The organism is Streptomyces sp. NBC_00572 (assembly GCF_026341815.1).
Lineage (GTDB): Bacteria > Actinomycetota > Actinomycetes > Streptomycetales > Streptomycetaceae > Streptomyces.
On sequence record NZ_JAPENX010000001.1, the window covers coordinates 2,894,647 to 2,917,436 of the forward strand.

Here is a 22,790-nt window from a genome sequence, read left to right on the forward strand (position 1 = left end):
AGCACGCCAGGGAGGACGCTAGCGTGGTGGCACCTTTGCACACGCGGGAGCTCGGAGCACCGGGCTGAGAGGGCGCTGATCACCGTACGCGCGTACTGATGTACGTACGGGAGGAGGCTGCGCCGACCGCCGAACCTGTTACCGGGTAATGCCGGCGTAGGGAGATCGGTCTCATGACCATTCAGGATGCACGCACGCCTGCCTCCGAGCAGGACGACACCTCTGCCGACGGCGCCCGCACGCCGGGCTGGCACAAGGGGTACGTCCAGGGCTCGCGCCCCGACCTCCGGGTGCCGGTCCGTCAGGTGCACCTCACCAACGGCAAGGACGTCACGCTGTACGACACGTCCGGCCCGTACACCGACCCCACCGTCGACACCGACGTACGGCGGGGCCTTCCGCCGCTGCGCGAGAACTGGATCATCGCGCGCGGCGACACCGAGGAGTACGCGGGCCGCCCGGCCCGCCCCGAGGACGACGGCATCAAGCACACCTCGCCGCGCGGCGGGGGGCTGAAGAACCTCGACGCCGTCTTCCCCGGCCGCCCGCGCGTGCCGCGCCGTGGCCGCGACGGCCAGGCCGTGACCCAGCTCGCGTACGCCCGCCGGGGTGAGATCACCCCGGAGATGGAGTACGTGGCGATCCGGGAGAACGTCTCCCCCGAGGTCGTACGGGAGGAGATCGCGGCAGGTCGCGCGGTGCTCCCGGCCAACGTCAACCACCCGGAGATCGAGCCGATGATCATCGGCAAGCGGTTCCTGGTGAAGGTCAACGCCAACATCGGCAACTCCGCCGTCACCTCCTCCATCGAGGAGGAGGTGGAGAAGATGACCTGGGCGACCAAGTGGGGCGCCGACACGGTCATGGACCTCTCCACCGGCCGCAACATCCACACCACCCGCGAGTGGGTCCTGCGCAACTCCCCCGTGCCGATCGGCACCGTGCCGCTCTACCAGGCGCTGGAGAAGGTCGACGGCCGTGCCGAGGACCTGACCTGGGAGATCTACAAGGACACGGTCATCGAGCAGGCCGAGCAGGGCGTGGACTACATGACCGTGCACGCCGGCGTACTCCTGCCGTACGTGCCGCTCACCGCGCGCCGCAAGACCGGCATCGTCTCGCGCGGCGGATCGATCATGGCCGCCTGGTGTCTCGCGCACCACAAGGAGAACTTCCTCTACACGAACTTCGAGGAGCTCTGCGAGATCCTCGCGACGTACGACGTCACGTACTCGCTGGGCGACGGGCTGCGCCCCGGCTCGATCGCGGACGCCAACGACGCCGCTCAGTTCGCCGAACTGAAGACGCTGGGCGAGCTGAACACCATCGCCAAGCGGCACAACGTCCAGACCATGATCGAGGGTCCGGGCCACGTCCCGATGCACAAGATCAAGGAGAACATCGACCTCCAGCAGGAGATCTGCGAGGAGGCGCCGTTCTACACGCTCGGCCCGCTGACCACGGACGTGGCGCCCGCGTACGACCACATCACCTCCGGCATCGGTGCGGCGATGATCGCCTGGTGGGGCACGGCGATGCTCTGCTACGTCACGCCCAAGGAGCACCTGGGCCTGCCCAACCGCGACGACGTGAAGACCGGTGTCATCACGTACAAGATCGCGGCCCACGCGGCGGACCTCGCCAAGGGGCACCCGGGCGCGCAGGAGTGGGACGACGCGCTCTCGGACGCGCGGTTCGAGTTCCGCTGGGAGGACCAGTTCAACCTGGCCCTCGACCCGGACACCGCACGTGAGTTCCACGACGAGACGCTGCCGGCGGAGCCCGCGAAGACCGCGCACTTCTGCTCGATGTGCGGTCCGAAGTTCTGCTCGATGAAGATCTCGCAGGACATCCGGCGGGAGCACGGCGGCGATCTGAAGGCGGACGAGATCGAGGCCGGCATGGCGGCGAAGTCGGCCGAGTTCGCGGCGACCGGCAACCGCGTGTACCTGCCGCTGGCGGACTGACCACCTCTGGCGGACTGACCCCCGCCGGTGGACCGACCACCTCCAGCGCTTGAGCCGGCCCGCGACCCCGGGGGAGTCGCGGGCCGGTGGTGTCTCAGGGGCCCGGTGGGCCGGTGGCGGCGAGGACGTCGCGGAGGAACGGCAGGATGCCGCGCTCCAGCAGCGCGCGACGCCATGCCTCCCGCGCCAGTGACAGCTCGTCGTCGGGTGCCGCGGCGGGCGGTCCGCCCGCGCTGACTTCGGCCGGGCTGTTGCGCAGGGCCGTCACCAGGAGTCCCGCGGCGGCGCCGAGCAGTCCGGCGGCGGCGACGGCGCCGAAGACCAGACCTGCCGTGAGGAGGGTCGCCCCGAACACCGCGGTGGGGGCGAGGGCGTGCAGGACCGCGCCGACCAGCAGGAAGATGACGGCGGCCGCGCCCGCGAGGACGGGCACCATGACGGTGAAGATCGCGACGACGCCCGGGCCGGGGCCGGAGCGGTCCGGGGACGCAGGTGCCCGGGTCCCGAGGGCCGCGCGGTTCTGCTCGCGCACCTTCACGAAGTGGTCGTACTCGCTCGCCGCCGCGCTGGTGACCAGAGTCGTCGCGTTCAGGGTCAGGGAGCGTAGTTGGGCGAGTGTGAGCCGGGTCCCGGCCCCGGCGAGATCCGGACGTGCGTGGGCGGTGCTCAGTGCGTCGTCGAGGACCCGCTCGTACTCGGCGCGGTCCTCGGTCAGCAGGTGCGGAGCCACGTTCATGTGCATCCCCCGATGCTCCGTAGGCCCGGATCAGCCGTGGGAAACGGTCGGTTGGGCGGAAACGGAGGAGAGCCTGCTACGGATGGACCCGATGGTATTGCGGTCGTGCCACGCGCTGACAGGGTGTTTCCGGAATTCGCCTTCCCCGGATGCGGAGGGTTATGCGTCAGCTGTTCAGCGGGAGTTGGACGACCAGTAGCTTTCCGGCCATGGTCACTCCGCCGTCCATGGCGATCGCCAGCCCGTCGGCGTACACGTGCGGTCCGTCGACGTTCGGGCCCGAATTGCCCTCGCTGTCCTCCGTGCCGACCTGGCCGAGGAGGTACGGGATCGGGCTGTGACCGTGCACGACCCGGTGGCCGCCGTAGGTGGAGAGCAGCTCCTGGACTGCCTGCGGGCCGCCTTCGTCGCGGAACGCGAAGCGCTTGGTGAACTTCCGGAAGACGTCCCAGACCTCGTCGGCGTCGTTCCGGTTGAGGATCTCGTGGACCGTGTCGTTGACGTCCTCGATGGTCTCGCCGTATTCGAGGTACGCGGTGGTGTCGGAGTGCAGGAGGAGGTGGTCGTCCTCCAGCACCACGGCGTCGAGCCGGGACATCCACTGCAGGTGGACGTCCTGGAGCCGGTCCATGTCGTGCTTCTGGCCGCCGTTGAGCAGCCAGGCGGCCTGGAAGGTGGCGGTGCCCGCGCCGGAGTTCACCGGGGTGTCGCCGAAGCGCTTGGCGCCGATGAGCAGCAGTTCGTGGTTGCCCATGAGGGCCTTGCAGTAGCCGCCGGCGGCGGCGGCCTCGGCGGAGAGGCGCATGACGAGGTCGATGACGCCGATGCCGTCGGGGCCGCGGTCGGTGAAGTCGCCGAGGAACCAGAGACGGGCGTTGCCGGCGGCCCAGCCGCCGTTCTCGTCGATGAGGCCCTGGGCGCGCAGCGCGGCGACGAGTTCGTCGAGATAGCCGTGGACGTCACCGACGACGAAGAGCGGGCCGGGGCCCTCGCCGCTCGCGACGGCGGGCTCCGCGGCGAGGCCGGGCTCGGGGGCGATCGGGACCTGGACGGTGTCGCCGCGGTTGATGACCGGGAGGTCGCGCTCGGTCGGGGTGTAGCCCTCGGGCATCGCGCCCTCCGGGAAGGCGTTGCCGGGGTGACCGGTGGCGACGGAGACGATGGAGGAGCCGGCCGCGGCGGGGTACGCGGGGGCGGTCAGGCGGCGTCCCAGATGCAGGGTCGGTTCGGCGGGGGCGGGCGCGGTGGGCGCGGGTGCGGCGGGCACGACGGGTGCGGCCACGGGTGCGGCGGGCACGACGGGTGCGACGGCCGGGGGTGCGGCGGGCGGGACGGGCGCGGGTGCGGCCGTGGGTGCCCGCTCCGCGGGAGGAGGTCCGGCCGGTGGAGGCACCGGCAGAGGCTCCGTGGACGTCGGTTCGGTGGCATGGCCCTGTACGGGCACGCGGGCGTACGGCGGTACACGGAAGTCACGCAATGTCGCCGTGCGCACCACGGGCTCCTGCCCGGCCCCCTGAGTCATGGACCCCTCCACCACCGTCGCGATGCCCTGCACATCGTGGACCGGCCTGGTCGGGGAGGTCCACGATGTCGTGCGCCCATCATAGGAATGAGGGTCCTCCTGTGTGACGCACCAGGGGTGGTGAATCCGGGTCCACTCGGGGTTCACCGGTTGTTTCGCCCGAATTGAGAAGGTCGAGTCCAGGGTTGAGGCCGGTTCGGTGGCCGGTTTCGCCGCCCCGGCCCACGGGCAGGGGACGGGACGGCGGATTCGGTGACGCTGGTTGACGGGGTGTCGATGCTGCGTGGATCAGTGCTGCGTGGATCAGTCGTTCGTGGACCCGTCGTCCGGGGGTCAGTCCTTCGCGGGTGAACGCGGTGGGCTGACGGTCGTGCGCGGCGAACGGCGCTGCGAGGAGGTGCGGACGATGAGTTCGGTCGGTATCACCTGCTCGACCGGGCCGTCGGTGTCGATCCCTTCGATGGCGTCGATGAGGAGCTGGACGACGGCCGTGCCGATCCGGCGCGGCTTGAGCGAGAGCGTCGTGATGGGCGGTTCGGTGGTGGCGTAGACGGTCGACTCGCTGCAGCAGACCAGCAGCAGGTCGTCCGGGACACGCAGCCCGTAGCGGCGCGCGGCCGCGAGGAGGTCGGTTCCGTTGGGGTCGAAGAGGCCGTACACGGCGTCCGGCCGGTCCGGGCGGGCGAGCAGCCGGTCGGCCGCGACGGCGCCCGCGCACGGGTCGTGCGCCGGATAGGCCTCGTAGACGGGGTCCTGGCCCACCCGCTCGCACCAGTTGAGGTACGCGGTGGTGGACAGGCGGGTGTAGGTGTCGGTGGTGGTTCCGGTGAGGAGACCGATGCGGCGGGCGCCGGCGTCGGCGAGATGGTCGAGCAGATCGAGGACGGCGGCTTCGTGGTCGTTGTCGACCCAGGCGGTGACCGGAAGGGTGCCGGCGGGGCGTCCGTCGGAGACGACGGGCAGGCCCTGGCGGACCAGTTCGGTGACGACCGGGTCGTGGTCGGAGGGGTCGATGACGACGGTGCCGTCGAGGGCGACGTTCGACCAGACGTCATGTCGGGAGGTGGCGGGGAGGATGACCAGGGCGTAGCCCCGGGCGAGCGCCGCCGATGTGGCTGCTCTGGCCATCTCCGCGAAGTACGCGAATTCGGTGAAGGTGAAAGGTTCATCCCCGTACGTGGTCACGGTCAGGCCGATGAGTCCCGACTTCCCGGTGCGGAGCGTGCGGGCCGCCGCGGATGGGCGGTAGCCCAGCCGGTCTGCGACCTCGCGCACGTGACGGCGGGTGGCGTCGGGGAGTCGGCCCTTGCCGTTGAGCGCGTCGGAGACAGTCGTGATGGAGACCCCGGCGGCGGCGGCCACGTCCCGGATGCCTGCCCGGCCCTGCCGGCTTCCCCGGGTCTGTGCCCGGCTCACCTGGTGCTTCCCTGCTGCTGTCATGGCGAGCCGATAGTAGGGCGATGAGGGGTGGTTGGGCCGGTCGCATATGCGGGCGTTGACAGGCACGTTTCTGCATGGCCGAAAGGCATCAAGAGGCAATGAATCCAAGGTAGTTAGGGCCTTCGCCATGGGACCTGTGGTTGTCGAACGGCGTAGGCCTGGCGAGGGGGCGAGGTCTCGAAGAGGTCTCAACTCACCTCTACGGGGGATGCGCGCCACGGCGCCAGCCACCGGCGCACGCCACCCGGGCGCGCGCTCCCCCACTCCGGAACCGCTCCGCAATCGCGCCGTGGGCCGCCTCGGTATCGCTGCGGAGGCCACGTCCTGTCGCTCCGGAGGCCGCTTCGCCATCGAGCCGGCGGTCGGCGCCGGGGAGCCGTGTCCACAGCGTGTCCCTCCTGTTGTCCACAGCCCATTCGCAGCGGAGGGGAATCCTCTTAAGGTGAGGAGTATTGGCGGTACGGACGGTCGAGGAGGCCACACTGTGAGCGAGACCAGCGGGACCAGCGGGACGAGCACGGGCCCGAAGCTGCGCGCCGAGCTGGACGGCGTCCCCACCTACAAGCCGGGCAAGCCGGCGGCCTCGGGCGGCCCGGTGGCCTTCAAGCTGTCCTCCAACGAGAACCCGTATCCGCCGCTGCCGGGGGTCATGGAGACCACGCTGGCCGCCGCCGCGAACTTCAACCGCTACCCGGACATGGCCTGCACGGGTCTGACCGAGGAGCTGGCCGACCGCTTCGGCGTGCCCGTCTCGCACATCGCGACCGGCACCGGTTCGGTCGGCGTCGCCCAGTCGCTGCTCCAGGCGACCTCGGGCCCCGGTGACGAGGTCATCTACGCCTGGCGCTCCTTCGAGGCGTACCCGATCATCACGCAGATCAGCGGGGCCACCTCGGTGCAGGTGCCGCTGACCGAGGGCGAGGTGCACGACCTCGACGCGATGGCCGAGGCGATCACCGACAAGACCCGGCTGATCTTCGTCTGCAACCCCAACAACCCCACGGGCACCGCGGTGCGCCGGGCCGAGCTTGAGCGTTTCCTCGACCGGGTGCCCTCCGACGTCCTGGTGGTCATCGACGAGGCGTACCGCGAGTTCGTCCGCGACACCCAGATCCCCGACGGCATCGAGCTGTACCGCGACCGGCCGAACGTCGCCGTGCTGCGGACCTTCTCCAAGGCGTACGGCCTGGCGGGGCTGCGGGTCGGCTTCGCGGTCGCCCACGAGCCGGTGGCGGCGGCGCTGCGCAAGACGGCGGTGCCGTTCGGGGTGAGCCAGCTGGCGCAGGACGCGGCGGTGGCCTCGCTGCGGGCCGAGGACGAACTGCTCGGGCGGGTCGGCTCCCTGGTGTCCGAGCGCGAGCGGGTCCACGCCGGGCTCGTGGGGCAGGGCTGGACCGTGCCGGACACCCAGGCGAACTTCGTCTGGCTGCGGCTCGGTGAGCGGACCCTGGACTTCGCGGCGGAGTGCGAGAAGCACGGGGTGATGGTGCGGCCGTTCGCCGGCGAGGGCGTGCGCGTCACGATCGGCGAGTCCGAGGCGAACGACCTGTTCCTGAAGGCGGCGGAGGGCTTCCGCAAGGAGGGCTGATCGGCCGCCGGCGAGCTCCCTGCACGTCGGCTGACGATCGGCCGCCCGTGAGTTCCACACCCGTCGGCCGACGATCGCCGCCGGCGGGCTTCCCGTGAATCGGCTGTCGATCAGCCGCTGACGAGTTCCACGCGGATCGGGTCGCCGTCCCGGACGGTGGCCAGGACCCCGGGGTCGCCGTCGAGCGCGCCCAGGAGGTTGCACGGGCTCGCGAGCCGGCACTCGTCGCCCCGTGAGATCGGGGTGGGGCCGTAGGGGAGGGCCAGTGCGTCGCCCTCCGTCCAGAAGGCCACCGTGCCAGGGTCGACGACCTGGCGCGCGCCGTCCTCGACGGAGGCGGAGACCGGAGTGTCGAAGTAGACCTCCTCGCCCCAGGTCCGGGCCGTGGAGGAGATCGGGAGAGCCCCCGCGAGCTTCTTGCTCGTGGGGGTTTCCTCAAGGGTGGCCGTGGTGTGTCCGGCCGGCCAGACGATGCGTATCCGAAGGGTCATGCCCCGGATTCAACAATATGTTGAAGGGCCTGGGAAGGGGCGACCTTCGGTAGGGGGACCCCGACCGAAGATACGGATTTCGTATGAGCCATAATTGCTTGTGAATGTGAACGCGTTCACAAGCGTGTCCCGGTTCATCCCTGGATGGGTGGGATTATCGGGGCAAACTGCCGATGTGACCACGGCGATGTAAGGAGAAAACGACGTGGACCTCGCTCTAGCGCCAGAGACCTTGGCACGCTGGCAGTTCGGCATCACCACCGTCTACCACTTCCTCTTCGTCCCCCTGACGATCTCCCTCGCCGCACTGACCGCCGGTCTCCAGACCGCATGGGTCCGCACGGAGAACGAGAAGTACCTCAGGGCGACGAAGTTCTGGGGCAAGCTCTTCCTGATCAACATCGCCATGGGCGTCGTCACCGGGATCGTCCAGGAGTTCCAGTTCGGCATGAACTGGTCGGACTACTCCCGGTTCGTCGGCGACATCTTCGGAGCCCCGCTCGCCTTCGAGGCGCTCATCGCCTTCTTCTTCGAGTCGACCTTCATCGGTCTGTGGATCTTCGGCTGGGACAAGCTCCCGAAGCGGATCCACCTCGCCTGCATCTGGATGGTGTCGATCGGCACCATCCTCTCCGCGTACTTCATCCTCGCGGCCAACTCCTGGATGCAGCACCCGGTGGGCTACCGCATCAACGAGGAACGGGGCCGGGCCGAGCTCACCGACTTCTGGCACGTGCTCACCCAGAACACCGCCCTCACCCAGTTCTTCCACACCATGACGGCGGCCTTCCTGGTCGGCGGCGCGTTCATGGTCGGCATCTCCGCCTTCCATCTGGCCCGCAAGAGGCACATCCCGGTGATGCGGACCTCGCTGCGGCTCGGCCTGATCACCCTGATCATCGCCGGCCTCGGCACCGCCATCAGCGGGGACCTGCTCGGCAAGGTCATGTTCAAGCAGCAGCCCATGAAGATGGCCGCCGCCGAGGCGCTCTGGGACGGCGAGGCACCCGCACCCTTCTCGGTCTTCGCCTACGGCGACGTCGACAAGGGCCACAACTCGGTCGCCATCGAGATCCCCGGTCTGCTGTCCTTCCTCGCCAACGACGACTTCACCTCGTACGTCCCCGGCATCAACGACATCAACAAGGCCGAGCAGGAGAAGTTCGGGCCCGGCGACTACCGGCCCAACATCCCCGTCGCGTACTGGGGATTCCGCTGGATGATCGGCTTCGGCATGGCCTCGCTGACCATCGGCGTGATCGGCCTCTGGCTGACCCGCAAGAAGTTCATGCTGGCACCCGGGATGCGGACCGGTGAGGACGAGGTGCCGAACCTGGTCCTGTTCAAGCGGAAGGCGCTCAGCCCCCGCCTGGGCAAGTGGTACTGGATCGTCGCCCTCTGGACCATGGCGTTCCCGTTGATCGCCAACTCCTGGGGCTGGATCTTCACCGAGATGGGCCGTCAGCCCTGGGTCGTCTACGGCGTGCTGCGTACCCGGGACGCCGTCTCCCCCGGCACCACGACGGGCGAGGTGCTCACCTCGATGATCGTCTTCACCGCGCTCTACGCCGTCCTCGCCGTGATCGAGGTCAAGCTGCTCGTGAAGTACATCAAGGCCGGTCCGCCGGAGCTCACCGAGGACGACCTCAACCCGCCCACCAAGATCGGCGGGGACTCTCGTGACCCCGACCGCCCCATGGCCTTCTCGTACTGAGGCTCAGGAGAACGAGGCATGGAACTCCACGACGTCTGGTTCGTACTCATCGCCGTCCTCTGGATCGGCTACTTCTTCCTCGAAGGCTTCGACTTCGGGGTCGGCATCCTCACCAAGCTGCTCGCCCGTGACCGGCCCGAGAAGCGGGTCCTCATCAACACCATCGGACCCGTCTGGGACGGCAACGAGGTGTGGCTGCTCAGCGCCGGCGGCGCGACCTTCGCCGCCTTCCCCGAGTGGTACGCGACGCTCTTCTCCGGCTTCTACCTGCCGCTGCTGATCATCCTGGTCTGCCTGATCATCCGGGGTGTCGCCTTCGAGTACCGGGCGAAGCGGCCTGAGGAGAACTGGCAGCGCAACTGGGAGCAGGCCATCTTCTGGACCTCGCTGATCCCCGCGTTCCTCTGGGGCGTGGCCTTCGGCAACATCGTCCGGGGCGTGAAGATCGACGCGGACATGGAGTTCGTCGGCAGCTTCTGGGACCTGCTCAACCCGTACGCGCTCCTCGGCGGCCTGGTCACGCTCACCCTCTTCACCTTCCACGGCGCGGTCTTCGCCTCGCTCAAGACCGTCGGCGACATCCGGGTACGGGCCCGGGCGCTCGCGCTCAAGCTGGGCCTGGTCACGGCGGTGCTCGCGCTCGTCTTCCTGATCTGGACCCAGATCCACACAGGGGACAGCTGGAGCCTCGGGGCGATGCTGGTCGCCGTGGTGACCCTGGTCGGCGCGATCGGCGCGATCAAGGTGGGGCGTGAGGGCTGGTCGTTCGCGCTCTCGGGCATCACCATCGCCGCCGCCGTGGCGATGCTCTTCCTCGCGCTCTTCCCGGACGTCATGCCGTCTTCGCTCGACCCGGAGTGGAGCCTTACCGTGACGAACGCGTCGTCGAGCCCCTACACGCTCAAGATCATGACCTGGTGCGCGGCGATCGCGACCCCGTTGGTGCTGCTCTACCAGAGCTGGACCTACTGGGTGTTCCGCAAGCGGATCGGTACGCAGCACATCGCCGAGGCCCACTAGCCGGCCCTTTCCAGGGGAGCATGTTTCACGTGAAACCGATCGATCCGCGCCTGCTCCGGTACGCCAGGGCCGCCCGTGTCTTTCTGATCGCGGTGGTCGTACTCGGCCTCGTCGGGGCGGCGCTGGTCATCGCCCAGGCGATGCTCATCGCCGAGATCGTGGTGGGCTCCTTCCAGAAGGGCCAGTCGGTTTCCGCCCTGACCACCCCCCTGCTGCTGCTCGCGGGCATCGCGGCGGCACGGGGGCTGGTCTCCTGGCTGACCGAGCTCGCCGCCCACCGGGCGAGCGCGGCGGTCAAGTCCGAACTCCGCGGCCGGCTTCTCGACCGGGCGGCCGCGCTCGGACCGGGCTGGCTGAGCGGCCAGAAGGCCGGATCGCTGATCGCCCTGGCCACGCGCGGTGTGGACGCGCTCGACGACTACTTCGCCCGCTATCTGCCCCAGCTCGGCCTCGCGGTGGTCGTGCCGGTGGCCGTCCTGGCCCGGATCGTCACCGAGGACTGGGTCTCGGCGGCGATCATCGTCGTCACCCTGCCGCTCATCCCGGTCTTCATGATCCTCATCGGCTGGTACACCCAGGCCCGGATGGACCGGCAGTGGAAGCTGCTCTCCCGGCTCTCCGGACACTTCCTGGACGTCGTGGCCGGGCTTCCCACCCTCAAGATCTTCGGCCGGGCGAAGGCCCAGGCCGAGTCGATCCGCGCGATCACCTCGGAGTACCGCCGGGCGACGATGCGCACCCTGCGGATCGCCTTCCTCTCCTCCTTCGCGCTGGAACTCCTCGCCACCCTGTCGGTCGCGCTCGTCGCCGTGACCATCGGCATGCGGCTCGTCCACGGCGAACTCGATCTGTACACCGGTCTCGTCATCCTGATCCTGGCGCCCGAGGCGTATCTGCCGCTGCGGCAGGTCGGCGCACAGTTCCACGCGGCGGCGGAGGGGCTCGCGGCGGCGGAGGAGATGTTCGACGTCCTGGAGGAGCCGGTACGGGACGGGGGTGGCGCGGGCGCCGGCGTCCCCGGCTCCGTGCGGCTTGAGCTGGAAGGCGTGACCGTACGTCATGCCGGTCGGGCCGAGCCCTCGCTCGACGCCATGTCCCTGACGGTCGAGCCCGGAGAGACGGTGGCCCTGATCGGGCCGAGCGGCGCCGGGAAGTCGACGCTGCTCGATGTCGTCCTCGGGTTCGCCGCGCCGGAGGAGAGCGGTTCCGTGCGCGTCGGGGGCGAGCCGCTCGCCTCACTCGACCTGGAGGCCTGGCGGTCGCGGATCGCCTGGGTGCCGCAGCGGCCGTATCTCTTCGCGGGGACGGTCGCCGAGAACGTCCGCCTCGCCCGCCCGGACGCCTCCGACGAGGCGGTACGGGAGGCCCTGCGGGACGCCGGGGCGGACGGGTTCGTCGCGGGGCTGCCGCAAGGGCTCGACACCCCGCTCGGCGAGGACGGCGCCGGACTCTCGGCGGGGCAGCGGCAACGCCTCGCGCTCGCCCGGGGCTTCCTCGCCGACCGTCCGCTGTTGTTGCTCGACGAGCCGACGGCGGCGCTCGACGGTGAGACCGAGGCGGGTGTCGTCGACGCGGTGCGCCGGCTGGCGGCTGGGCGGACGGTGCTGCTGGTGGCGCACCGGCCGGCGTTGCTCGCGGTGGCGGACCGGGTGGTGCGGGTCGGCGCGGCCCCATCGAGCGCGGGAGCGGGTGCCGGTGGCGCGGCCGAGGCTGTGGAAAGCGCGCGTGCCGGTGATGCGGGTGTGGGTGCGGAGCCGGGGCGCGGCGTCGCTCTGGGGGTGCACCCACCCGTTCCGACCTCTGCGGAACAGACACCCGCACGGAGCGGGTCGGTCCTGGCGCGCGTACGTGGGATGGCCGGTGAGCTCAAGGGGCGGATGGCGCTCGCGCTGTTGCTCGGGAGCCTCGCCCTTGGTTCCGCCGTCGGGCTCATGGCCGTGTCCGGATGGCTCATCTCGCGTGCCTCCGAACAGCCGCCCGTGCTCTACCTGATGGTGGCCGTCACCGCCACGCGCGCCTTCGGGATCGGGCGGGCCGTCTTCCGGTACGCCGAGCGGCTCGTCTCGCACGACGCCGTGCTGCGGATGCTCGCCGAACTCCGGGTCTCCGTCTACCGGCGTCTGGAGCGGATCGCCCCCGCCGGGCTGCGCCGCACCCGCCGCGGTGACCTGCTCTCCCGGCTCGTCCAGGACGTCGACGCGCTCCAGGACTACTGGCTCCGTTGGCTGCTCCCGGCGGCCGCCGCGCTCGTCGTGGGAGTCGCCTCCGCCGGATTCACCGCCTGGCTGCTGCCCGAGGCCGGTGCCGTCCTCGCCGTGGGCCTGCTCGTCGCGGGCGTCCTCGTACCGGCCGTCGGTGGCGCCCTCGCCCGCCGGGCCGAACGGCGGCTCGCTCCCGCACGCGGCGCCCTGGCGACCGCCGTGGCCGATCTGCTGCGCGGCTGCGCCGAGCTGACCGTGGCCGGCGCCCTGCGGGGCCGGCTCGAACGGACGCGGGCCGCCGACCGCACCCTCACCGACATCGCCTCCCGGCAGGCCGCGGCCGCCGCGCTCGGCGCCGGACTCTCCGCCCTGGTCTGCGGTCTGACGGTGGCGGCCGCCGGGGTCGTCGGCGTCCAGGCCGTGGCGGACGGCCGGCTCGACGGGGTGGCCCTCGCCGTGGTCGTCCTCACGCCGCTCGCCGCCTTCGAGGCCGTCACCGGGCTTCCGCTGGCCGTCCAGTACCGGCAGCGCGTCAAGCACAGCGCCGAGCGGGTCTTCGAGGTGCTCGACGCCCCCGTCCCCGTCCACGAGCCGGACCGGCCCGAGACTCCCCCGGCGAGCCCGTTCCCGCTGGAGCTTTCCGGGCTCTCCGCCCGGCACGCCGGGCAGGACCGGGAGGCGCTCGCCGACTTCCGGCTCACCCTGGAGGCCGGGCGCAGGGTCGCCGTCGTCGGCGCCTCGGGATCCGGCAAGACCACGCTCGCCCAGGTGCTGCTGCGGTTCCTGGACGTCGAGTACGGCACGTACCGGCTCGGCGGGGTGCCCGCCTGGGAGCTCGAAGGCGACGAGGTACGGCGGCTCGTCGGCCTCTGCGCTCAGGACGCCCACCTCTTCGACAGCTCCGTCCGCGAGAACCTGCGGCTCGCCCGTACCGGCGCGAGCGACGAGGAACTGCGCGAGGCGCTGCGCAGGGCCCGGCTGCTCGACTGGGTGGACGGGCTGCCGGACGGGCTCGACACCCTCGTGGGCGAGCACGGCTCCCGGCTCTCCGGCGGTCAGCGGCAACGCCTGGCGCTCGCCCGCGCGCTGCTCGCCGACTTCCCCGTCCTCGTCCTCGACGAGCCCGCCGAGCATCTGGACCTGGCCACCGCCGACGCGCTCACCGACGACCTGCTCCGCGCCACCGAAGGCCGTACGACCGTCCTCATCACCCACCGGCTGCACGGACTCGACGCGGTCGACGAGGTGCTGGTCCTGGACGAGGGCCGGACCGTGCAACGCGGCCCGTACGCGGAGCTCGCCGTCGCGGACGGCCCCCTGCGCCGGATGCTGGAGCAGGAGCGGGAGACCGATCTGCTGGCCGCCGACGCGGAGGCGGAGACGACGACCGGCGCCACGTCGGTCCACGAGGACAAGGACCGGCCGACTTTTCTCGCCAAATAGGACTTACTAGGCTCAAGCCCATGACCGCCGCAGCGTCCGACGCCTCGGACCCCCTGGAAGCCGCCACCCAGGCCACCCGCAGCCTCCAGGGGCTGTCCACGGAGCTCACCGCCCGCGTGCCCCAGCTCCTGGAAGCCATGCGCTCGGTGGGCACCGGGCTCGAACTCCACTCCACCCTCGACCGCATCTGCGAGACCGCCGCCGAACTCGCCGACGCCCGCTACGCCGCCATCGGCGTCGTGGACGAGGAGGGAAAGGGCCTGTCCGACTTCGTCACCTTCGGCGTCGGCGACGACGTGGCCCGCACGATCGGGCACCGGCCCGACGGGCACGCCGGGCTGCTCGGCGCACTGATCCGCGACCCCCAGACGATCCGGCTCGCCGACCTCTCCGCCGATCCGCGCGCGGCGGGCTTCCCGCCGGGACATCCCCCGATGCGGACCTTCCTCGGCGTCCCCATCCGGGTCCAGGGCGAGATCTTCGGCAATCTCTACCTCGCGGAGAAGCGCGGCGGGGGCGAATTCAACGACTACGACGTGCACATGGTCCGGGTGCTCGCCACCGAGGCGGGCATCGCCATCGGCAACGCCCGCCTGTACGAGGCCGCCCGGCAGCGCGAGCGCTGGATCGACGGCTCCGTCGCCGTCACGACCGCGCTGCTCTCCGGCGGAGACGCGGACGACGCCCTCACGGTCGTCGCCGAACAGGCACGGCGTCTCGCCGACGCGGACGCGGGGATCGTGCTGCTGCCCGCCGAGGACGGCGGCCTTGAGATCGTCGCCGTCTCCTCGCCCCGGCCCACGAAATCGCTCGGCGTGGTGATCCCGCCCGAGAGCGCCGTGGTGCGGCGGCTCCTGGACGGCGAAGCGGTCTTCGTCGCGGACGCCTCCACCGACCCGCGCATGATCAGCCGGCTGACCTCCCCGTACGGGCCGAGCATGATGCTGCCGCTGCAGAGCGGCGGTCGGGTGCTCGGTGCGCTCGCCACGCCCCGGGTGCGGGGCGGGCGCCAGTTCACCGAGATGGAGCGGACGCTCGCCACGCAGTTCGCCTCGCAGGCCGCGCTGGCGCTGATGATGGCCGACGCGCAGCGGGACCGGGAGCGCCTCGCCGTGTACGAGGACCGCGACCGGATCGCCCGTGACCTGCACGACCTCGTCATCCAGCGGCTCTTCGCCACCGGCATGATGCTGGAGAGCGCCCAGCGCAGGTCGATCGTGCCGGCCGTGCGCGAGGGCGTCGGCAAGGCCGTGGACGAGCTGGATGTGACCATCCAGGAGATCCGTACGGCGATCTTCGCGCTCCAGCAGGGGCCCGCCGAGGCCCCGTCCGGGCTGCGGACCCGCGTGCTGCGGGAGATCAACATGGCGGCCGTGCCGCTCGGCTTCAAGCCCGCCCACCGCTTCCTCGGCGCGATCGACGCGATGGTCGGCGAACTCACCGGGAAGAACCTCATCGCCGCCCTGCGCGAGGCGCTGTCCAACGCCTTCCGGCACGCGGAGGCGAGCCGGATCGAGGTGGTCGTCGACGCCGGCGTCACCCTGCCCGACGGCTCCGCCGGGGTACGCCTGGAGGTCGCCGACGACGGCATCGGCCTTCCGGCGGGCGGGCGGCGCAGCGGCCTGCGCAACCTGGCGCGTCGGGCCGAGTCGCTGGGCGGCGCGAGCTGGTGCGGGCCGGGCATCGGGGAGGACGGCGGCGGTACGACAGTGGTGTGGGAGGCCCCGCTGTAGGCCCGCTGTGGCCCCTGCCCCGTTCGGGGCTAGCCCGCGGCGGACACCTCGGCGATCAGCTGTTCGATGACGACGGCCACCCCGTCCTCGTTGTTGCCGACCGTACGGCCGGAGGCGGCGGCGATCACGTCCGGGTGGGCGTTGCCCATCGCGTACGAACGGCCCGCCCAGGTCAGCATCTCGATGTCGTTGGGCATGTCGCCGAAGGCGACGACCTCCTCGGCCGTGATGCCCCGCTCGGCGCAGCACCGGGCCAGAGTGGACGCCTTGGAGACGCCGAGCGCGCTGATCTCGATGAGTGCGGTGGGGCTGGACCGGGTGAACGAGGCCCGGTCCCCGGCCGCCTCCCTGGCCACCGCCAGGAACGCGTCGGGGTCGAGCTCCGGGTGCTGGGCCAGCAGCTTCAGCACCGGGGCCGCGGCGCCGGGCGCCTCCTCGAACAGGAGCTTCTCGGCGGTGGCGACGGTCGCGCCGGGGTCGAGGAAGAACGGCGGGTACTGCGGCTCGTAGTGGATGCCGGTGGTGAGCTCGACCGCGAAGGAGGTCCCGGGCGCGGCGGCGCGCAGGGCCCGGACGACATCGAGGGCGACCGGCCGCTCCATCGGCCGCACCTCCAGGAAGGCGCCTCCGGAGTGGAGGTCGACGACGGCTGCGCCGTTGGCGCAGATCGCCATGCCGTGGCCGTGGACGTGGTCCCTGACGACGTCCATCCAGCGGGCCGGGCGGCCGGTGACGAAGAAGACCTCGATCCCGGCCTGCTCGGCTGCGGCGAGGGCCGCGACCGTGCGCGCGGAGACGGCCTTGTCGTCGCGCAGCAGCGTGCCGTCGAGGTCGGTGGCGATCAGCCGGGCTGTCGGGGCGGGCGTGCGCGGGGAGCGAGGAGAGGTCACCGCACCATTCTTCCGCACCGGACGCACGGGCGTGCGGGGAGCCGCACATATGAGTGGCCGGATTCAGGCCCTCCGCCTCCTCTCTCCCAGCCGCCCCTTCCGTCCGTGTCTCCCTTCCGGGCCTCGCTTCGGCCCCCACCGTCCGCCCTCACCCACCCCGCCCCTCCCCTGCGCGTACGGCTTTCTCAGTACGCGACCTCCACGACGGCCCGGTGCGTGTCGCGGTCGGCGACATGCGTCAGGAGGTAGTGGGCGAGGTCGGCGCGGGAGAGGGACTTCGGCCGGTCCAGGTGCCCGTTCTCGGCGGTCCGGTAGCGGCGGGTCAGCGGGCCGTCGGTGAGCATCGGCGGCCGGACCACCGTCCAGGCGGTGTCGCCGGCGGCCTCGGAGGCCATGAAGCTCTCCATCCGGGCCATGTCGGCGTAGCCGTGCCGGTACAGCCGCTGGACCACGTACCGGGTGACCAGCCGCTGCGGCAGCGGCACGCCGGCGGTGATCTCAAGACCGGCCGAGGAGAGGCAGAGCAGCCGGCCCACGCCGGAGGCGCTCATGGCCTCGACGATGTTCCGGGTGCCCTGCGAGTAGACGGTCGTGGGGTGCTTGCGGTCGGTGCTGCCGAGACAGGAGAGGACGGCGTCGTGCCCCGGGACGGCCTGCCGCCAGGCCTCGGGGGCCAGGGCGTCGCCGGGCAGCACGGTCAGCCGCGCCTTGGGGTCCGTGACCGGCACCCGGGCCGGGTCGCGGGCGACGGCGGTGACCCGGTGGCCCGCGCCGAGGGCCTGGTTCAGGAGCTGCGCACCGGTGCCGCCCGTGACGCCGAAGAGCAGGAGCCTCACGATGCCGCCTCCGCCAGGGCGTCGACGAGGGAGACGGCCACGGCCCGCTGGCCTTCGAGCGTGAGGTGGATGCCGTCGTCGAGGTGCAGGTGCGCGGTGGCCGCCCGGGTGTCGACGGTGAGCTCCGGGCGTCCGCCGAGGAAGGCGGCGAGGCCGTCGACGTCCTCGGCGTCCCAGCCGATCCCGGCGCGGCGGAAGTGCGGGTAGGCGTCGGCCCGTTCCTGGTCCAGGGAACTCGGGGTGAGCCAGATCCAGCGGTCCGGGTCGGGCTGCCCGGCGAGTTCCCGCAGGGCGAGGAGGTTGCGCTCCGTCTCGGCTTCGCTGACCAGCCGGGTGCCCGGAGCCCCCGCGCCTCGGCCGAGCCGCTGGGCGTCGTTCGCGCCGAGCATGCACAGGATCCAGTCGGGGCGCAGGAACGCGAGCTGGGGCAGCTGGGTGAGGGCCTGGGTGGTGGTGAGCCCCGAGACGGCGAGGTTGACGAGTTCGACGCCGTCCGGGAGGAGATGGCCCAGGACCGAGAACCAGGAGAGCCGGTCGGCGGTGGTGCTCTCGCCGAGGGCGACGATCCGCTGCCCCGGCCGGAAGGGCAGTCGGTCGGCCCGGTCGGCGAAGTCGGGATCCTTGAGCAGATCGGCGGCGGTGTCCCGGGTCTGGTCGTCGAGGTCCCGCACCAGCTTGCGGTACGTGTCGGTGGCCAGGCCGAAGAGGCCGGCCAGTTCGGTCTCGGGCAGGTCCCCCAGGTAGCGCAGGTTCTTCTCCGGCTGCTGGAAGCGGACGAGCTTGGCGGTCAGGTGCTCGTTCCTGTTCTCGGACATGTCAGGCCTCCTTGCGGGTGCGGGTGCGGGCGCGGGTGCGGGGAAGCAGGAATCCGGCGGCGATCAGCCAGCCCAGGCATGTGAAGCGAGCGAGCGGCAGCAGCAGGGCGGCGCCGTCGAGGAGAAGGGTGAGGGCGGCGAGTTCGGCGACGGTCGCCATGACCAGGCCGGTGATGGCGAGGGCGCGGGGCAGCAGGCCGGCGAGGAGACCGGGAACGGCGATCCCGGCCACGAGCAGGCCCAGCGTCACCACGTGCCCGGGGCCGCCGGTGGCGAACGCCAGGTACTGCAGCGCCCGGACCAACGGCGGGAGTTCGAGGACCTCCGTACGGGAGAGGGTCCAGCTCACCAGGCCGCAGCAGGCCAGGAATCCGGCGGCGAGGAGGCCGCCGGCCAGGGCGATGGTGGCGCCGGGGGCTCGGACTCCGAGCCGGTGGAGCCGGGCCGAGACCGTGGCGGCGTAGACGGCCAGCGGGACGGAGGCCGCGAACTGGAGGGCGCCGGAGACCTGGACGGCGCCGGAGTGGGCCCGGAAGTACGCCACGATCTCGCCGGTGTCGCCGAAGGGGGACGGGAACGGGTCGCCGTCGGCGAGGACGGTACTGAGGACGAGCCCGGCCAGGAACAGCGCGGTGAACACCACGGCGAGCACTCCCGGTGGTGGTCCTCCCTGGGCTTCCCGGCGCTCTCGTGGGGCCTCGGTGGGCCGGGGGTCGGTCCAGCTCTCTGTCGACACGGATCCTGTCCGTTCTCTCGGAGAATAGTTCACTAAGGAGAACCGTTCTTTTCGCGTACCATAACCCCGTGAGCAGTGACCGGCAAGCAGCGGAAGATCCCGAAGCGGCGGCGGCCCCGCCCCCGCGCGGCGGCGCGTTCCTGCTCGCGCAGCTCGGAGCCCATGCGGCGGGGCGCTTCGGCGAACGGGTCGGGGAGTTCGGCCTCACACCGCCGGACGTCGGCCTGTTGCGGATGATCGCGGTGGAGCCCGGACGCAGTCAGCGTTCGCTCGCCGCCGACCTCGGCGTCGTCCCGAGCCGTGTTGTCGCGCTCATCGACAACCTGGAGCAGAAGGGGCTCGTCGAACGGCGGCGCAGTGCCGAGGACCGCCGCCACCACGAGCTGTACGTCTCCGAGGGTGGCCGCCGTGCCCTGGAGCGCGTCCGGGAGGCGGCGGCGGTGCACGAGGACGATCTCTTCGCGGCCCTCGACGAGGACGAGCGCGTGCGGCTGACGGAACTGCTGGGGCGGATCGCCGCGCAGCAGGGCCTCACGGCGGGCGTTCACCCGGGCTACCGGAACCTGCCGAAGCGCCCCGGCGGTCGCTGAGCGGTCGGATCCGTCCGACCGGGTGTCCCGTGTGAGCCTGAGCCCGGCTGTGTGTCCGGTGCGGCGCCAGGCCGTGTGTCCGGCGACCTGTCCGACAATGTGTCCTTAAACGTCCGTTCGTTCGTGCGGACGGTGGGGAAGACCCCTGGGAGCTGGTGGCTTCTCAAGGGGGGCAGGGCAATGGGCACGGGCCGACGAAGCGACGCGTGCGACTCCTGTGGCGCGCTGTACGGGACGTGGATCGCGAGCCTCGGCATGGCCCTGTGCTCACTGTGCGAGGGGACCGGAGCCGGGCAGTCCGCGCGGGACCCGGTGCTGGTGGGCGATGTCCTGGCGGGGCTGGTCGACGCCGCTTCGTTCGCGGTGCGCGCCGGTGGTGGCGGGGGCGGTGGTGGCGGCGTACGGGACACCCACCCGGGGGATGCGACACGGGATGCCCGGCTCAGGGACGCGATCCGGGATGTGCGGCTCGGGACCGCCGGTGTGCCGGAGCCTCGGTCCGGGGGTGGCGTGCGGGACGACCGGCCCGGGGGCGGTCTGCCCGGTGCGGGGCGGCCGGCAGGCGCGGTCTGCCGCCGGTGCGGGGCGCGCGCCGAGTGGCACCGCACGGTGCGTGGCCGCTGGATCATGATCGAGCCCGGGGAGCTGATGACCGCCGCCGTCCCGGCGGGCAGCCGCTGGCGGGTCGCGGGGGACGGAACAGCGGTCAACCTGGGCTCCGCGGTGCCGTCCGACACCTGTCGGGTCAGCCACTTCGATGTCTGCGCGGCGGGTCCGGAGCCGGTCGGCTCCCCCGTCCTGCTGGCCCTGTGGCGCGGCCACGCCCGGCGGATCGCGTGATCCACCGGGCGAGTGCCTCGGGGTCCGTAGCCGACGCCGACGCCTGATCCACCGGGCGAATGCCTCGGCGCTCGTACGCCGACGCCGACGCCGACGTCAGCCCAGCTGAGCGAGTGCCTCCGTGGCGATCTGCTCGAAGACCGTCTGGTCGGCGGCGAAGTCCGAGTCCGGGATCGGCCAGTGGATGACGATCTCGGTGAAGCCCAGCTCGCGGTGGCGCCCCGCGAAGTCGACGAACGCGTCCACGGACTCCAGCGGCCGCCCGCGATCCGGGGTGAAGCCCGTCAGCAGGACCTTGTCGAGCTCGGCCACGTCGCGCCCGGTCTCGGCGCAGGCCTTGCCGAGCTTCTCGATCTGCCCGCGCAGCGCCGCCACGGACTGCTCCGGGGTGCCGTCCTCGAAGATCTTCGGGTCACCCGTCGTCACCCACGCCTGCCCGTACCGCGCGGCCAGTTTCAGCCCGCGCGGCCCGGTGGCCGCGACCGCGAACGGCAGCCGGGGGCGCTGCACGCAGCCGGGGATGTTCCGGGCCTCGTCGGCCGAGTAGAACGTGCCCCGCTCCGTCACCGCGTCCTCGGTGAGCAGCCGGTCGAGCAGCGGCACGAACTCGCCGAAACGGTCCGCGCGCTCCTTCGGCGTCCACGGCTCCTGCCCCAGCGCGGTGGCGTCGAAGCCGTTGCCGCCCGCGCCGATGCCGAGCGTGATCCGCCCGTCGGAGATGTCGTCGAGCGCCATCAGCTCCTTGGCGAGCGTCACCGGGTGGCGGAAGTTCGGCGAGGTCACGAGCGTGCCGAGGCGGATCCGCTCGGTGGCCGTCGCCGCCGCGGTGAGCGTGGGCAGCGCCCCGAACCACGGGCCGTCCCGGAAGGTCCGCCAGGACAGGTGGTCGTAGGTGTAAGCGGCGTGGAAGCCGAGTTCTTCGGCCCGCTGCCAGGTCTTCTGCCCCTCGCTCCATCGGTGGATGGGGAGGATCACCGTACTCAAGCGCATGACTGCCACGATACGCGCGGGAGGTTCAGCGGACGTTGCGGTTCATCCAGGGGGTGAGCGAGGCGCCGGGGACGAGCTCCTTGTACGTCTCGTCGCCGGGCAGCGGGACGACCAGCCACCAGCCGGGCGGGAAGAAACGTCCCTTCACGTGGGCGGTGCCACCGTGGACCGCGCGGACGAAGGCGGGGACGGAATCGCGGGGGACGTCCGCGAACTCGATGCCGTCGACGATGATCCGGGCGTCGTCCTCGGGGAAGATCTGGACGGTCACGGAGGGCGAGCCGCCCAGTTCGACGTAGGCCTCGTGCGGCAGCGAGCCGTCGTCGTCGACGATGGCGAACGCGCCGGCGGACGTACGCCGGGACGTCTGGTCCGCGCCGATGTCGTCGGTCACCGTCATCTCCAGGTTGAACTCCTGGGCGAGCTCGCGGATCGCGACGACGGCCGCTTCGGTGCTGGGCAGGTGCGGAAGAGCCATGGGAACGATCATGCCTCAGCCGGACCGGGGCAGGGCGGTCTCAGCCGCAGATGGTTCTCAGCCGCAGATGGTTCTCAGCGGCAGATCGTCCTCCGCCGCAGACCGGTCTCCGCCGCTGATCGTTCTCAGCCGGGAAAGCGGAGGAACCGGGGCGGGACGGCGTCCGCCAGCCAGACCCCGTTGGCGCTGACACGGAAGACGTGTCCGGCCCGGTGCATGGCGCCGGCATCGACGCTGAGCACGACCGGCCGTCCGCGACGCGCGCCGACGCGGGTGGCGGTCTCCCGGTCGGGGGAGAGGTGCACATGGTGGCGGGCCATGGGCCGCAGTCCCTCCGCCCGGATCGCGGGAAGCACGGCGGCGACCGTACCGTGGTAGAGGTATGCGGGCGGTTCGGCGGGCGGCAGGTCCAGGTCCACCTCGACGGTGTGGCCCTGGCTGGCGCGGATGCGGGTGCCCTCGATCGCGAAGCGCTTCTTGTCGTTGGTCGCGACGACGTGGTCGAGTTCCTCGCGGGTGACCGGGAAGCCGTTCCGTGCGAGGGCCTTGAGCAGCGAATCGATCTCGGTCCAGCCGTGCGCGTCGAGGACGAGTCCGATGCGCTCGGGCTGGTGGCGCAGGTGCTTGGAGAGGTACTTCGAGATCTTCACCGTACGGCGTTCGTCCGGTGGTTGTGGGCGGGTCATTCCGTCAGGATGACGGAGCCAGGATCGCCGGGCCAGAGATTTTCGGCTGTCAGGTTTGATCCACAGCCAAAGCT

19 protein-coding genes and 1 riboswitch are annotated in these 22,790 nt (G+C 71.5%); of the genes, 8 read left to right on the forward strand and 11 right to left on the reverse strand.

Annotation, left to right across the window (positions count from 1 at the left end):
- The first annotated feature begins 33 nt into the window (after positions 1–33).
- Positions 34–180: riboswitch (TPP riboswitch) on the forward strand.
- On the forward strand, positions 174–1,967 hold the full coding sequence (gene thiC, locus OG514_RS13285) for a phosphomethylpyrimidine synthase ThiC (RefSeq protein WP_266894185.1): 1,794 nt from the start codon (positions 174–176) through the stop codon (positions 1,965–1,967). (Overlaps the previous riboswitch by 7 nt.)
- Positions 1,968–2,061: 94 nt before the next feature.
- On the opposite strand, the gene OG514_RS13290 is transcribed toward thiC, so the two are convergent.
- The 3 genes from OG514_RS13290 to OG514_RS13300 form a co-directional block, all read right to left on the reverse strand.
- Positions 2,062–2,709 (reverse strand): hypothetical protein, encoded by a 648-nt coding sequence (locus OG514_RS13290; RefSeq protein ID WP_266894187.1) that lies wholly within the window; start codon positions 2,707–2,709, stop codon positions 2,062–2,064.
- A 160-nt stretch (positions 2,710–2,869) separates the two neighbouring features.
- Complete coding sequence (locus OG514_RS13295) at positions 2,870–4,240, reverse strand: metallophosphoesterase (protein ID WP_266900843.1); 1,371 nt, start codon at positions 4,238–4,240, stop codon at positions 2,870–2,872.
- Between the two features lie 318 nt (positions 4,241–4,558).
- Positions 4,559–5,665: a LacI family DNA-binding transcriptional regulator gene (locus OG514_RS13300; protein WP_041130217.1), complete on the reverse strand. Its 1,107-nt coding sequence runs from the start codon at positions 5,663–5,665 to the stop codon at positions 4,559–4,561.
- A gap of 484 nt (positions 5,666–6,149) precedes the next feature.
- Here OG514_RS13300 and hisC point away from each other — a divergent pair, with 484 nt between their 5' ends.
- Complete coding sequence (gene hisC / locus OG514_RS13305) at positions 6,150–7,253, forward strand: histidinol-phosphate transaminase (RefSeq protein ID WP_266894192.1); 1,104 nt, start codon at positions 6,150–6,152, stop codon at positions 7,251–7,253.
- 110 nt (positions 7,254–7,363) lie between these two features.
- Here hisC and OG514_RS13310 read toward each other — a convergent pair whose 3' ends face one another.
- Positions 7,364–7,744 carry a cyclophilin-like fold protein gene (locus OG514_RS13310; protein WP_266894194.1) on the reverse strand — a complete coding sequence of 127 codons (381 nt, stop codon included), beginning with the start codon at positions 7,742–7,744 and terminating at the stop codon, positions 7,364–7,366.
- 205 nt (positions 7,745–7,949) lie between these two features.
- On the opposite strand from OG514_RS13310, the gene OG514_RS13315 reads away from it, so the two are divergent.
- The 4 genes from OG514_RS13315 to OG514_RS13330 are packed head-to-tail and all read left to right on the forward strand — an operon-like array spanning position 7,950 to position 15,855.
- Positions 7,950–9,458 (forward strand): cytochrome ubiquinol oxidase subunit I, encoded by a 1,509-nt coding sequence (locus tag OG514_RS13315; protein ID WP_266894196.1) that lies wholly within the window; start codon positions 7,950–7,952, stop codon positions 9,456–9,458.
- A gap of 18 nt (positions 9,459–9,476) precedes the next feature.
- On the forward strand, positions 9,477–10,478 hold the full coding sequence (cydB, locus tag OG514_RS13320; RefSeq protein ID WP_266894198.1) for a cytochrome d ubiquinol oxidase subunit II: 1,002 nt from the start codon (positions 9,477–9,479) through the stop codon (positions 10,476–10,478).
- Positions 10,479–10,507: 29 nt separating this feature from the next.
- On the forward strand, positions 10,508–14,122 hold the full coding sequence (cydD, locus tag OG514_RS13325) for a thiol reductant ABC exporter subunit CydD (protein ID WP_266894200.1): 3,615 nt from the start codon (positions 10,508–10,510) through the stop codon (positions 14,120–14,122).
- A 20-nt stretch (positions 14,123–14,142) separates the two neighbouring features.
- Positions 14,143–15,855, forward strand: coding sequence for a GAF domain-containing sensor histidine kinase (locus OG514_RS13330; RefSeq protein WP_266894202.1), 1,713 nt, complete (start codon positions 14,143–14,145; stop codon positions 15,853–15,855).
- A 29-nt stretch (positions 15,856–15,884) separates the two neighbouring features.
- Here OG514_RS13330 and OG514_RS13335 read toward each other — a convergent pair whose 3' ends face one another.
- The 4 genes from OG514_RS13335 to OG514_RS13350 form a co-directional block, all read right to left on the reverse strand.
- Positions 15,885–16,745, reverse strand: coding sequence for a Cof-type HAD-IIB family hydrolase (locus tag OG514_RS13335; RefSeq protein WP_266894204.1), 861 nt, complete (start codon positions 16,743–16,745; stop codon positions 15,885–15,887).
- Between the two features lie 185 nt (positions 16,746–16,930).
- The gene (locus OG514_RS13340; RefSeq protein WP_266894206.1) at positions 16,931–17,581 is read right to left on the reverse strand and encodes an NAD(P)-dependent oxidoreductase; all 651 of its coding nucleotides are present in this window, start codon (positions 17,579–17,581) and stop codon (positions 16,931–16,933) included.
- Complete coding sequence (locus OG514_RS13345; protein ID WP_266894208.1) at positions 17,578–18,396, reverse strand: GDSL-type esterase/lipase family protein; 819 nt, start codon at positions 18,394–18,396, stop codon at positions 17,578–17,580. The genes OG514_RS13340 and OG514_RS13345 overlap by 4 nt, the downstream gene beginning before the upstream one ends.
- A gap of 1 nt (position 18,397) precedes the next feature.
- On the reverse strand, positions 18,398–19,132 hold the full coding sequence (locus OG514_RS13350; protein WP_266894210.1) for a hypothetical protein: 735 nt from the start codon (positions 19,130–19,132) through the stop codon (positions 18,398–18,400).
- Between the two features lie 68 nt (positions 19,133–19,200).
- Here OG514_RS13350 and OG514_RS13355 point away from each other — a divergent pair, with 68 nt between their 5' ends.
- Complete coding sequence (locus OG514_RS13355) at positions 19,201–19,722, forward strand: MarR family winged helix-turn-helix transcriptional regulator (protein ID WP_266894212.1); 522 nt, start codon at positions 19,201–19,203, stop codon at positions 19,720–19,722.
- Positions 19,723–19,902: 180 nt separating this feature from the next.
- Positions 19,903–20,562 (forward strand): DUF6083 domain-containing protein, encoded by a 660-nt coding sequence (locus OG514_RS13360; RefSeq protein ID WP_266894214.1) that lies wholly within the window; start codon positions 19,903–19,905, stop codon positions 20,560–20,562.
- A gap of 96 nt (positions 20,563–20,658) precedes the next feature.
- On the opposite strand, the gene OG514_RS13365 is transcribed toward OG514_RS13360, so the two are convergent.
- From OG514_RS13365 to OG514_RS13375, 3 genes are all read right to left on the reverse strand, one after another.
- Complete coding sequence (locus OG514_RS13365) at positions 20,659–21,552, reverse strand: LLM class flavin-dependent oxidoreductase (protein ID WP_266894216.1); 894 nt, start codon at positions 21,550–21,552, stop codon at positions 20,659–20,661.
- Positions 21,553–21,577: 25 nt separating this feature from the next.
- On the reverse strand, positions 21,578–22,030 hold the full coding sequence (locus OG514_RS13370) for a hypothetical protein (RefSeq protein WP_266894218.1): 453 nt from the start codon (positions 22,028–22,030) through the stop codon (positions 21,578–21,580).
- Positions 22,031–22,155: 125 nt separating this feature from the next.
- Positions 22,156–22,716, reverse strand: coding sequence for an RNA 2'-phosphotransferase (locus tag OG514_RS13375; RefSeq protein WP_266894220.1), 561 nt, complete (start codon positions 22,714–22,716; stop codon positions 22,156–22,158).
- Positions 22,717–22,790 lie beyond the last annotated feature (74 nt).

Bases quoted from the DNA above. Each gene is read 5' to 3' on its own strand.
- OG514_RS13360 (WP_266894214.1), top strand. From the start codon at position 19,903: ATGGGCACGGGCCGACGAAGCGACGCGTGCGACTCCTGTGGCGCGCTG.
- OG514_RS13310 (WP_266894194.1), bottom strand. From the start codon at position 7,744: ATGACCCTTCGGATACGCATCGTCTGGCCGGCCGGACACACCACGGCC.
- OG514_RS13370 (WP_266894218.1), bottom strand. From the start codon at position 22,030: ATGGCTCTTCCGCACCTGCCCAGCACCGAAGCGGCCGTCGTCGCGATC.
- OG514_RS13300 (WP_041130217.1), bottom strand. From the start codon at position 5,665: ATGACAGCAGCAGGGAAGCACCAGGTGAGCCGGGCACAGACCCGGGGA.
- OG514_RS13375 (WP_266894220.1), bottom strand. From the start codon at position 22,716: ATGACCCGCCCACAACCACCGGACGAACGCCGTACGGTGAAGATCTCG.
- OG514_RS13330 (WP_266894202.1), top strand. From the start codon at position 14,143: ATGACCGCCGCAGCGTCCGACGCCTCGGACCCCCTGGAAGCCGCCACC.
- OG514_RS13290 (WP_266894187.1), bottom strand. From the start codon at position 2,709: ATGCACATGAACGTGGCTCCGCACCTGCTGACCGAGGACCGCGCCGAG.
- OG514_RS13345 (WP_266894208.1), bottom strand. From the start codon at position 18,396: ATGTCCGAGAACAGGAACGAGCACCTGACCGCCAAGCTCGTCCGCTTC.
- thiC (WP_266894185.1), top strand. From the start codon at position 174: ATGACCATTCAGGATGCACGCACGCCTGCCTCCGAGCAGGACGACACC.
- OG514_RS13365 (WP_266894216.1), bottom strand. From the start codon at position 21,552: ATGCGCTTGAGTACGGTGATCCTCCCCATCCACCGATGGAGCGAGGGG.
- cydB (WP_266894198.1), top strand. From the start codon at position 9,477: ATGGAACTCCACGACGTCTGGTTCGTACTCATCGCCGTCCTCTGGATC.